This window comes from Kitasatospora saccharophila (genome assembly GCF_039529925.1).
Lineage (GTDB): Bacteria > Actinomycetota > Actinomycetes > Streptomycetales > Streptomycetaceae > Kitasatospora > Kitasatospora saccharophila.
This window is the reverse complement of record NZ_BAAANS010000118.1, coordinates 1-10,749: the sequence shown is the minus strand read 5'-3', so window position 1 is coordinate 10,749 and position 10,749 is coordinate 1. Positions and strand designations below refer to the sequence as shown.

Here is a 10,749-nt window from a genome sequence, read left to right as displayed (position 1 = left end):
ACCGGGTCCGCGAGGGCAAGCCCGTCATCCTCACCAACTCGCTGGAGGGCACCGGCATCGCCGAACTCGCCGCCTTCCTCGGCAGCCGGCGCAAGGCGCTGATCTGACCATGTCCGCCGCCCCGCCCGCCGACCGGCTCGACCCGGCGCACTGGGCCGCCGGCCACCTCCCCGCGGAGGTGGCCGGCTGGGCCGCCCGGCCCGACACCCTCGCCCCCGGCTCACCCGCCAAGGTCGGCGTCCTCGACCTCGCCTTCGCCGTCCGCGGCGGCCGCACCGAACTCGTCGAGCGCTACCAGAAGACCCCGCTGCAGATCATGCGCCCGCTGTGGATCGACCCGGCCCGGCCCGACGCCGCCCACGTCTACCTGATGTCCACCGGCGGCGGCATCGCCCAGGCCGACCGCTACCGGATCGACGTCCGCTGCGGCCCCGGCACCCGGGTCCACCTCACCACCCAGGCCGCCACCAAGGTGTTCCGGATGGAACAGGACTACGCCCGCCAGAGCGTCGAACTGACCGCCGCGGAGGGCGCCTACCTGGAGTACCTGCCCGACCCGCTGATCCCGTTCCGCGACTCCCGCTTCCACCAGCGCACCACCGTCACCGCCGCGCCCGGCTCCACCGTCGTGCTCGGCGAGACCCTCACCGCCGGACGCCTCGCCCGCGGCGAGCGGCACGCCTACCGGGTGCTCGCCACCGACCTGCGGATCGCCCGCCCCGACGGCACCCTGCTCGCCGTCGACGCCCTGCGGCTGGCCCCCGGCGCCGGACGCGGCCCCGCCGTGTTCGCCGGGCGCGACCACCTCGCCACCCTGTTCGCGGTCAGCGACCTGCGCCCCGCCGGCGAGATCGCCGACACCCTGCACCGCGCCCTCGACGGCCGCGGCCTGCTGTACGGCGTCTCCACCCTGCCCGAGGACAGCGGCGCCTGGCTGCGCCTGCTGGAGGACAGCCCCGTCCGCACCGCCGCCGCGCTCGACGCCGCCTGGCGGGCCGTCCGCCTGCTGCTCACCGGCAGGCCCGCACCCGACCTGCGCAAGACCTGACCACCCGTCGCCCCTCCCGGAGGTAACCCCCGTGCTCTCCGCGCCCCCGCCGATGCCACCGGCCTACAACGCCGGTGACACGGCCTGGCTGCTGGCCTCCACCGCCATGGTCCTGCTGATGACGCCCGGGCTGGCGTTCTTCTACGGCGGCATGGTCCGGCTCAAGCACGTCCTGATGATGATCAAGATGAGCTTCGCGGCCCTGGCCTTCGGCAGCCTGGTCTGGTGGGCGCTCGGCTACACCCTGGCCTTCGGGCCGGACGCGGGCGGGGCCGGGGTGATCGGGAACCTCGACCGGGCGTTCCTCCGCGGCATCGAGATCAACACGCTCACCGGCGCCATCCCCACCTACATCTTCGCGACCTTCCAGATGGGCTTCGCCGTCGTGACCGTCGCCCTGATCAGCGGCTCGGTCGCCGACCGGGCCCGGATGCGCGGCTGGCTGGTGTTCGTGCCGCTGTGGCTGCTGCTGGTCTACGCGCCCACCGCGCACTGGGTGTTCGACTCCCGGGGCTGGATCCACGACAAGCTGGGCGCGCTCGACTTCGCGGGCGGCCTGCCGGTCGAACTCAGCTCCGGCGCCTCCGGCCTCGCCGTCGCGCTGGCCCTGCGCGGCCCGCGCGGCTGGGCCCGGCGCGAGGAGCGGCCCAACAACATCCCGCTGGTGGTGATCGGCGTCGGACTGCTCTGGTTCGGCTGGTTCGGCTTCAACTCCGGCTCCGCGCTCAGCGACCAGGGCACCGCCGCCGCGGCCTTCCTCAACACCCAGCTCGGCGGGGCCGCCGCCATGGTCACCTGGCCGCTGGTCGAGAAGTGGCGCACCGGCCGGGTCAGCACCACCGGCGTGGTCTCCGCGGGCGTGGCCGGCATGGTCGCCATCACCCCCGCCTGCGGCGAGATCGACCCGCTCGGCGCCGTCGTCACCGGCCTGGTCGCCGGGGCGGTCTGCGCCTGGGCGGTCACCCTCAAGTACCGCTTCGGCGTGGACGACACCCTCGACGTGGTCGGCGTGCACGGCGTCGGCGGCCTCACCGGCCTGCTCATGGTCGGCCTGTTCGCCACCGCCCGGATCAGCGGCACCGAGGGCCTGTTCTACGGCGGCGGCTGGAGCCTGCTGGGCAAGCAGGCGCTCGCCGTCCTCGCGGTCGCCGCGTTCTCCTTCACCCTGACCTGGCTGATCGCCGAACTGGTCGACGCGGTGGTCGGCTTCCGGGCGGCCGCCGAGTACCAGCACGTCCCCGGCGAGGCGGAGGAGACCGCCTACGACACCCTCACCGCGGCCCGGCTCGGCTCGCTGGTCGACTCCGACGCCGTCCGCAGCGACAGCGAACTCGTCCGGAAGATCGCCGCGCTGATCCGGACCCGGCGCGAGGACGGGAACTGACGGGCGGACGGGCGGACGGGTGGCGCCGGGCCGGGCTCAGGACCCGGTCAGCCCCAGTCCCAGCCCCGCCCCGAGCAGCACGCAGGCCGCCCCGCCAGCGCACACCGCGGCGAACGGCAGCGCCGGCCGGCCGCCGCCCGGGCCCTGCGCCGCGTACAGCACCGGCCACAGCACCAGGTAGCCGAGCCCGACGCCCGCCCAGCCCCGCGGACCCAGCCACTCGCCCGGCCCGCGGTGCACGGCGCCGGAGGCCGCGAGCAGGCCGGAGACGGTGAACAGGACCGCGCCGGAGAGCAGCACGCCGAGCCGGGGGGAGAGCGTCACCCCCGGATGGTCGCCGCCCCGGGCGACCGCCCGGCCGCACCCCGGTGGCCGGGGCGTGAACAACGGCGCGGGCGGGCGCTGGACAGCGGACGGCCGGGCAGCGCAGGATGCGCGCGGACACCCCCGGAACGCCCCCGGACACACGAAAGGCAGGGAGCGCACGCTCTCCTGCCGTTATCAAACTTATACCGCAAGGGGGGCCTTGCCGCAAGGCCCCCCCGATGCCGCACAATCGCTGGTCTGAACCGGGCAACCCGCGCGAACAGCACAGACGGGGCAGACCGCGAGCAGCACGCGGACGGAGCGCGGCCCACCCGGCAGCGGATCGGAGTCACCACCCATGAACCAGCCGACGACCAGCGCCTTCGACCTGCCCGAGCGGCTCGCCGCCAAGGCGGACCCGGCCCTGATCGCCGCCGACGACCGGCACTTCGTCGAGGTCGCCGCCACCCTGAGCCGGGACACCGCGGAGCTGACCGCCCGCCTGGAGCAGGTGCGCCGCAGCCCCGGCGGGGCCGGGCAGGCCGCGATGGACCGCGACAACGAGGTGCACCAGCTCTCCGCCCGGCTGCGCACCCTCAGCCGCTTCGGCCACGACCTGTGCCTGGGCCGGATCGTCCGCGCCGACGACCCCGAGCCGATCTACATCGGCCGCCTCGGCCTCGCCGACGCCGACGGCCGCCGCCTGCTGGTCGACTGGCGCTCGCCCGCCGCCGAACCCTTCTTCGCCGCCACCCACGCCAACCCGATGGGCCTGGCCAGCCGCCGCCGCTACCGCTGGCAGCGCGGCCGGGTCGGCGACTACTGGGACGAGGTGTTCACCGCCGACGGCCTGGAGGGCCACGCCGCCCTGGACGACCAGTCCGCGTTCATCGCCAGCCTCGGCAGCTCCCGCTCCGAGCGGATGCGCGACGTGCTGGCCACCATCCAGGCCGACCAGGACGCCATCATCCGGGCCGGCTCGCGCGGCGCCCTGGTCGTCGACGGCGGCCCCGGCACCGGCAAGACCGTGGTCGCCCTGCACCGCACCGCCCACCTGCTGTACTCCGACCCGCGGCTGGGCCACCGCAAGGGCCGGGTGCTGTTCGTCGGCCCGCACCAGCCCTACCTGGCGTACGTCTCCGACGTGCTGCCCAGCCTCGGCGAGGAGGGCGTGCAGACCTGCACGCTGCGCGACCTGCTGCCCGAGGGCGCCGCCGTCGCCCCCGAGCCCGACCCCGGGGTGGCCCGGCTGAAGGCCGCCGCCGGGATGGTGCACGCGATCGAGAAGGCCGTCGCCGTCTACGAGGAGCCGCCCGCCGAGGGCCGCAAGCTCTCCACCGAGTGGTACGAGCTGTGGATCGACCCCGAGGACTGGTCCGAGGCGTTCGCCGCCCCCGGCCCCGGCGTCCCGCACAACGAGGCCCGGCAGCAGATCCTCGACGAACTGATCACCATCCTGCTCGACAAGAACGCCGACTCCTTCGACGAGGAGGAGGACGGCATCTCGCCCGAGGTGCTCCGCCGCGAACTGCGCCGCGACCCCGAACTGCTCGGCGCGCTGCGCCGCGCCTGGCCGATCCTGGAGCCCACCGACCTGGTCGGCGACCTGTGGACCGTCCCCGCCTACCTGCGGCTGTGCGCGCCCTGGCTGAGCCGCGAGGAGATCCGCACCCTGCAGCGCACCGACCCCGCCGCCTGGACGCTCGCCGACCTGCCGCTGCTGGACGCCGCCCGCCGCCGGCTCGGCGACACCGACGCCGACCGCCGCCAGCGCGCCCACCGGGCCCGGCTGGCCGCCGAGCGCGAACTGATGGACGGCGTCGTCGACCACCTGCTGGACGCCGACTACGACAGCGAGGGCGCGGTGGCCATGCTGCGCGGCGCCGACCTGCGCGACGCGCTGATCGACCACACCGAGGCCGAACCCGTCGACCCCGACCTGCTGGCCGGGCCGTTCGCGCACATCGTGGTCGACGAGGCGCAGGAACTCACCGACGCCGAGTGGCAGATGCTGATCGCCCGCTGCCCGTCCCGCTCCTTCACCATCGTCGGCGACCGGGCCCAGGCCCGGCACGGCTTCACCGAGTCGTGGACCGAACGCCTGGAGCGGGCCGGCCTGGACCGCGTCACGATGACCTCGCTGACCGTCAACTACCGCACCCCCGAAGAGGTGATGGCCGAGGCCGAGCCGGTGATCCGGGCCGCCCTGCCCGACGCCAACGTGCCCACCTCGATCCGCCGCAGCGGCCTGCCCGTCCACCACGGCGCCCGCGCCGAACGCGACGCGCTGCTGGACGCCTGGCTGGCCGAGCACCCCGAGGGCACCGCCTGCGTGATCGGCGACCCCGGCTACCTCGGCCGCGGCCGGGTCCGCTCGCTCAGTCCCGAACTGGTCAAGGGCCTGGAGTTCGACCTGGTGGTGCTGGTCGACCCGGAGTCCTTCGGCGACGGCATCGAGGGCGCCGTCGACCGGTACGTGGCGATGACCCGGGCCACCGGGCAGCTGGCCGTGCTGCGCTGACCGTCCGCGGTCCGGGGAAGGGGTCCCGCCGGGCGGCGGCGGGGGAGGGCCGCCGCCCGGCGGGACCGGTCAGGCGGCCTCGCCGGAGCGGGGGAGTCCGTCCAGGCCCGCCGGGTCGTGGCCGAGCCCGGTGGGCGCGACCCAGTCGAAGGCGTGGTAGACGGCCGGGCCGAGGCCCAGGTCCTCCGCGACCTGCTCGCGCAGGCGGTTGGAGGTGAAGCCGCCGATCACGTTCATCTGGGCGTCCCGGTACAGGCGTTCCACCTCGTGGCCCTTGGTGACGCCGCTCGCGCCGTGGATCTGCACGGCCCGGGCCGCGACCTGGACGGCCATCTCGGTCGAATAGACCTTCACCATGGCGATCAGGTCCCGGGCGGAGCGGCCCGCGGCCCGCTCGTACGCCGCCCGGAGGGCCAGCAGCCGGGCCGCGTCGATCTGGGCCCGGGACTCGGCCAACTGCGCCTGGACGCCCTCCATGTGGGCCAGCGGTCGGCCGAAGGACACCCGGGAGCGGGCGTGCCGGACGGAAGCGTCCAGCGCCGCCTCGGCGACGCCGATGGCCGCGAAGGAGTTCTTCAGCCACCCCCAGGCCATCGTCTCGGAGAGCTCCTCGATCGGAACGGGCAGCACGTCGTCCGCCCCGACCCGCGCGTCGCTCAGGACGATGCCGCCCCAGGGCATGCCGCGCAGGCCCATGTGCGGGATCTCGTAGCGCTCGACGCCCGGCTGGTGCAGGTCGACGAAGGCCAGGCACCAGTCGGGGCCGTCGTCGCCCGGCGCCTTCTCCCGCCGGGAGAGGACGACGGCCAGGTCCGCGGTGGGGGCGTTGGTGATCCGGGACTTCTCACCGGTGATCAGGAACCCGTCGCCGTCCGGGCCGGCCGGGCGCACGGTGGTGCGGAAGGTGCCGGAGTCGCTGCCCGCGGTCGCCTCGACGACGGCGAAGCAGGCCAGCCGCTCGCCGCTCAGCAGCGGGCCGATCAGCCGGGCGTGCCGGACCGGGTCGCCGTAGGTGGCGATCAGTTTGACGCACAGCAGGGTCGAGACGGTGGCCGACCAGTAGGTGCCCGGGCAGGCGCGGGCCAGCGCCTCCATGGCCAGGGTCTGGGTGAGCGGGTCGGCTCCGCTGCCGCCGATCTCCCGGGAGTGGAAGAGCCTCAGGTAGCCGCTGTCGCGGATGTCCTGCCAGTTCTGCTCCGGTATCAGGCCGGTCGCGTCGGTCTCGGCGGCCCGTTCGGCGATGCCGGAGAAGTCGAAGGCGGACGGGGTGGTGGCGGACGGGGCGGTGGCGGCCGGAACCCGGTCCGCGGCCGTGGTGGTGTCGGAGGTGAGCGTCATGGCGGTGTCGTCCTTCCCTCTCAGCCGAGTTCCAGCAGGGCCGCCGCGATCACCGGGCGCAGCACCTCGGGGCCGCCGCCGGTGCCGGCGAAGAACAGCGCGTCGCGGTGCGCCCGTTCGACCAGGTGGTCGCCGGTGAAGGCGGCCGCGCCGGACAGGCCGGCCGCTCCCTCGGTGACCAGCCGGGCCGCCTCGACGACGAACAGGCGCGCGGCCGCGGCGTCCTGGCGGGAGGGCCGGGAGCCCTCGTCGAACTGCGCGGCCGCCCGCCGGAGCAGCCCGGCGGCCAGCTCGCAGCGGGAGACCAGGTCGGCCAGGGTGAAGCGGACGGACTGGGCGTGGACCAGCGGGCGGCCGAAGAGCAGCTGCTCGCGGGAGTCCGCGACGGCGTCCCGGGTGAGGGCGCGCATCAGGCCGAGCCAGGGGGCACTGGTGAAGACCCAGTCCAGGGCGGCGAGCAGCGGCTCCACCTCGTCGGCGGCGCCGCCGGGGGTGCCGAGCACGGCCTCCTCCGGCACCTCGCAGCCGTCCAGGACCAGCCGGCCCCACGGGCAGGTGCGCATCGCCGCCGGGCCGGCCTCCTCGACCAGCAGGCCGGCCCGGTCACGGTCGACCAGGAACGCGGTGCGGCCGCCGTCCCGGTGCGCGGCGACGACCAGGAAGTGGTGGGCCACGGGGGCGCCCGCCACCAGGTCGGCCGCGCCGTCCAGCACCCAGCCGCGCGAACCCGGGCCGGCGGGCCGGGCCAGGACGGTGGGGGCGAGCGCGGCACCCTGGGTCTGGCGCAGCGAGACGGCGCCGAGCCACTCGCCGGACGCGGCCCGCGGCAGGTAGCGCTCCCGCTGCCCGGCGGTGCCGAACGCCCTGATCGGGACGGTGGACAGCACCGCGTGGGTGGTGACGGCGAGCGAGAAGCCCGGGTCCTGGGAGCCCTCGCCCAGGCCCTCCAACAGGGCGAAGGTCTCGGCGGCGGACAGGCCGCCGCCGCCGAGCGCGGGCGGCACCAGCGGGCCGGCCAGCAGGCCCGCCAGCTCGGCCAGCAGGGCCGGGTCCCAGCGGCCGGCCCGGTCGCGTTCGGCGGCGGTCGGCCGCACGATCCGGTCGGCGGCGTCCCGGGACCATTCGGCCGGATTACCGCCGGCCCCCCTGGCGGCGGCGTCCGACGTGGAATTCGGATAAAGCATTCAGATCCCTCTCTCCTTTTCGGTGGGCGCGGTGACCGCCCCCGCGAGAATGCGGGAGAACGGGCGCGCCGCAGTGATTCTGGAGCTTTCGGCATCATTCCCGGACACCGTAACCGAAGGCCCGTACGAGTCGGGGGTGCCTGTCCGAAGATTTGTCGACCCGCCGACAGGGCCCTTGCAGAGCTGACGGGGCGTGACATTCGACAACGGTCCTTGACAAAACCTGACATGGAATCCGTTGCCTCCGCCGGGCGCGATCTCGCACGATATTCGTCGTCAAGCCGCACGATTCGTCGAAAGACCCGGGGCCGTGTCCCACGGAATCCGGGTCCCGAGCAAGGAGGGAAACGCGATGGCACCCGCGCAGCACCAGAGCGACCTTGCCGAGAGGCTGCCCCACCTGTCCGACGCCACCCTGCGCGACTCCGCCCACATGGCCGGCGTGGAGTTCGGCCGTCAGGACGCCGCCCGCATCGCGGACCTGCTGGTGCGCACCGGCGTCGAACTGGTCGAGGTCGGCATGATCTCCGGCCCCGACAGCAAGGACGCCGACCTCATCCTCGCCACCCACGAGGCGGTCGGCCCCGAGCGCAGCATGAGCCTGGTCATGGTCCGCGACCGCCAGCAGGTCGAGGCGGCACTGCTGGAGGCGAAGCGGCTGGACGTCCGCCACGTGATGTTCTCCATCCCCACCTCCGAGCAGCACGCCGGGCTGAAACTGGCCTCGCCCAGCCTCAAGTACCTGAACGCACTGGCCAAGGCCGCCATCGGCACCGCCAAGGACCTCGGCTTCCACGTCACCTTCAGCGGTGAGGACGGTGCCCGCACGCCCAAGGAGCGGCTGGTGCCCTACGTGGCGGCCGGCTTCGAGGCGGGCGCGGACCGGTTCCGGCTCGCCGAGACGGTGGCCTGCCTGTCGCCCTGGCAGATGGAGTCGCTGATCGGGGAGATCACCGCGATCGACGGCTCCGAGATCGAGATCCACTCGCACAACATGCTGGGCATGGCGGTCGCCAACTCGCTGGCCGCCGTCCGGGCCGGCGCGCGGTGGATCTCCGCCACCGTCGGCGGCATCGGCGAACGCGGCGGCAACGCCCCGCTGGCCGAACTGCTCACCTCGCTGCGGGTCATCCACGGCGACACCCGCTTCGACCTGTCCCACCTGACCGAACTGAGCGCGCTGGCCCTGCGCGGCGCGCAGCTCGGCGAGGCGTTCCAGCCCGGCCCGACCACGGCGCACGCCTTCGCCTACGAGCTGCCCGGCCAGCTGACCCACCCCGAGGCGTACGAGACCCTGCCCGCCGAACTCCTCGGCAACACCCGCGAACTGCGGGTGCGCACCCGGCTGACGCCCGCGCTGGTCCGCTGGGCGCTGGAGGACTCGGGCGTCCAGGTCGACGTCGACGCCTTCACCGACTGGCTGACCGCGCAGCAGGAGAACAACGGGCGCCACCTGCTCGACCGCGAGGGCATCCGCAAGGCCGCCGTCGACTACAGCTCCCGCTGACCGTCCCCGCCCCGAACCCTGGAGGAACCGTGTCCACCGCCACACTCACCGGTGTCTGCCCCGAGTGCGAGACCGACCTGACCACCCCGCCGCTGGTGGAGGGCGAGACCATCGCCTGTCCCGAGTGCATGCTGACCCTGCGGGTCGAGGAGGTCGTCGACGGCCACCTCTCCTTCCGCATGGTCGAGGTGCAGCTCCGTGACTGGGGCCAGTGAGCCCATGGACCGCACTGTCGCCATCATCGCCGACCGGATCGGCTGGGAGGAACGCCGGCTGATCGAAACCGGCACCCGGCTGGGGATCCGGATGGTCTGGGTCAACGACGAGTCGCTCTGCCTGGGCGCCCCCGAACGGGCGGCCCTCGAACCGTACGACGCGGTCATGGTCCGCAGCCGCAGCTACACCCGGGGCGGCCTGATCGCCACCCTGGCGGAGGCCGCGAAGATACCCACCCTGAACTCCGCGGCCGCGATCCACGCCTGCGAGAACAAACTGTCCCTGCGCACCCTGCTGCGGGCCGCCGGGGTGCCGGTGCCCGACTTCCGGCTGGTCCTGTCCCGGCGCGACTTCGAGAAGGCCCTGACCGAACTGCCGCCGCCCGTGGTGCTCAAGCCGGTCTTCGGCGGCATGGGCAAGCGGGTCACCCTGCTGCGCGACGCGGACACCGCGCAGTCCGTCTACGACTACGTCGAGGACCTCGGGCACGGCTTCGAACAGGCCAGCCTGGTCGAGCCCTACCTGAACAGCGGCTCCTCGATCCGCTGCTTCGTCGCCGGCGCCGACCTGGTCGCCACCGCCGAGTTCCGCAGCGCCGGCACCGACTGGCGCAGCAACGCCGCGCTCGGCAACCAACACCGCGTCCTGGAGCACGACCCCGAGGTGCAGAAGATCGTCGCCTCCGTGGTCGACGCGCTGGGCGAGGGCGTCTACGGCATCGACCTGTTCGCCACCCCGGACGGCTACGTCGTCAACGAGGTCAACCACGCGCCCGCCTTCAAGGCGGTCGAGACCGCCACCGGGGTGGACGTCGCCGAGGCCGTGGGCCGCTACGTACGAGAGGTCGTCGGATGATCCGGGTCGGCATCGTCGGGGCTTCGGGCCTGGCCGGCGGCGAACTGATCAGGCTGGTGCTCCAGCACCCGGAGTTGGAGCTGACCTTCCTGGGGGGTTCCTCCAGTGCGGGGCGGCGTCCGGCGGAGTTGCATCCGGGGTTGCGGTTGGACCTCGGGCTGACCATCGAGGAGCTCCCGGAGAGTCTGGCGGGCCGGTGCGACGTGGTCTTCCTGGCCACGCCGGCCCCGGCCTCGGCGGCGCTCGCCGCGCAGCTGGCCGACCAGGTGCCCTGCGTGGTGGACCTCAGCGGGGCCTTCCGGATCCGCGACCCCGAAGTGCACCGGCGCTGGTACCCCAAGGCGCGGCGGACGGAGGAGCTGGCCGACCGCTTCGTCTACGGCGTGCCCG

9 protein-coding genes and 1 pseudogene are annotated in these 10,749 nt (G+C 74.2%); 7 read left to right on the top strand and 3 right to left on the bottom strand.

The window, feature by feature from the left end; all coding sequences use genetic code 11:
* The first annotated feature begins 109 nt into the window (after nucleotides 1-109).
* Both ABD345_RS39155 and ABD345_RS39150 read left to right on the top strand, forming a co-directional pair.
* Entirely contained in the window at nucleotides 110-1,048 is a 939-nt protein-coding gene (locus ABD345_RS39155; protein WP_344559476.1) for an urease accessory protein UreD, read from the top strand.
* Between the two features lie 31 nt (nucleotides 1,049-1,079).
* Nucleotides 1,080-2,432, top strand: coding sequence for an ammonium transporter (locus tag ABD345_RS39150; RefSeq protein ID WP_344559474.1), 1,353 nt, complete (start codon nucleotides 1,080-1,082; stop codon nucleotides 2,430-2,432).
* 36 nt (nucleotides 2,433-2,468) lie between these two features.
* Here ABD345_RS39150 and ABD345_RS39145 read toward each other — a convergent pair whose 3' ends face one another.
* Nucleotides 2,469-2,756 (bottom strand): hypothetical protein, encoded by a 288-nt coding sequence (locus ABD345_RS39145; RefSeq protein WP_344559472.1) that lies wholly within the window; start codon nucleotides 2,754-2,756, stop codon nucleotides 2,469-2,471.
* Between the two features lie 340 nt (nucleotides 2,757-3,096).
* Here ABD345_RS39145 and helR point away from each other — a divergent pair, with 340 nt between their 5' ends.
* Nucleotides 3,097-5,259, top strand: coding sequence for an RNA polymerase recycling motor ATPase HelR (helR, locus tag ABD345_RS39140; RefSeq protein ID WP_344559470.1), 2,163 nt, complete (start codon nucleotides 3,097-3,099; stop codon nucleotides 5,257-5,259).
* A 69-nt stretch (nucleotides 5,260-5,328) separates the two neighbouring features.
* Here the strand turns inward: helR and ABD345_RS39135 are convergent, their stop codons facing one another.
* Both ABD345_RS39135 and ABD345_RS39130 read right to left on the bottom strand, forming a co-directional pair.
* The gene (locus ABD345_RS39135; RefSeq protein WP_344559468.1) at nucleotides 5,329-6,597 is read right to left on the bottom strand and encodes an acyl-CoA dehydrogenase family protein; all 1,269 of its coding nucleotides are present in this window, start codon (nucleotides 6,595-6,597) and stop codon (nucleotides 5,329-5,331) included.
* Nucleotides 6,598-6,617: 20 nt separating this feature from the next.
* Nucleotides 6,618-7,781 carry an acyl-CoA dehydrogenase family protein gene (locus tag ABD345_RS39130; protein ID WP_344559466.1) on the bottom strand — a complete coding sequence of 388 codons (1,164 nt, stop codon included), beginning with the start codon at nucleotides 7,779-7,781 and terminating at the stop codon, nucleotides 6,618-6,620.
* A gap of 352 nt (nucleotides 7,782-8,133) precedes the next feature.
* Between ABD345_RS39130 and ABD345_RS39125 the strand changes: the two genes are divergently transcribed.
* From ABD345_RS39125 to ABD345_RS39110, 4 genes and pseudogenes are all read left to right on the top strand, one after another.
* Nucleotides 8,134-9,288: an isopropylmalate synthase gene (locus ABD345_RS39125; RefSeq protein ID WP_344559464.1), complete on the top strand. Its 1,155-nt coding sequence runs from the start codon at nucleotides 8,134-8,136 to the stop codon at nucleotides 9,286-9,288.
* Nucleotides 9,289-9,317: 29 nt separating this feature from the next.
* Complete coding sequence (locus ABD345_RS39120; RefSeq protein WP_344559462.1) at nucleotides 9,318-9,503, top strand: lysine biosynthesis protein LysW; 186 nt, start codon at nucleotides 9,318-9,320, stop codon at nucleotides 9,501-9,503.
* A gap of 4 nt (nucleotides 9,504-9,507) precedes the next feature.
* Complete coding sequence (locus ABD345_RS39115) at nucleotides 9,508-10,359, top strand: ATP-grasp domain-containing protein (RefSeq protein WP_344559460.1); 852 nt, start codon at nucleotides 9,508-9,510, stop codon at nucleotides 10,357-10,359.
* Nucleotides 10,356-10,749 (top strand): annotated as a pseudogene (locus ABD345_RS39110) (N-acetyl-gamma-glutamyl-phosphate reductase); the annotation flags it as partial. The gene ABD345_RS39115 and the pseudogene ABD345_RS39110, both read left to right, overlap by 4 nt.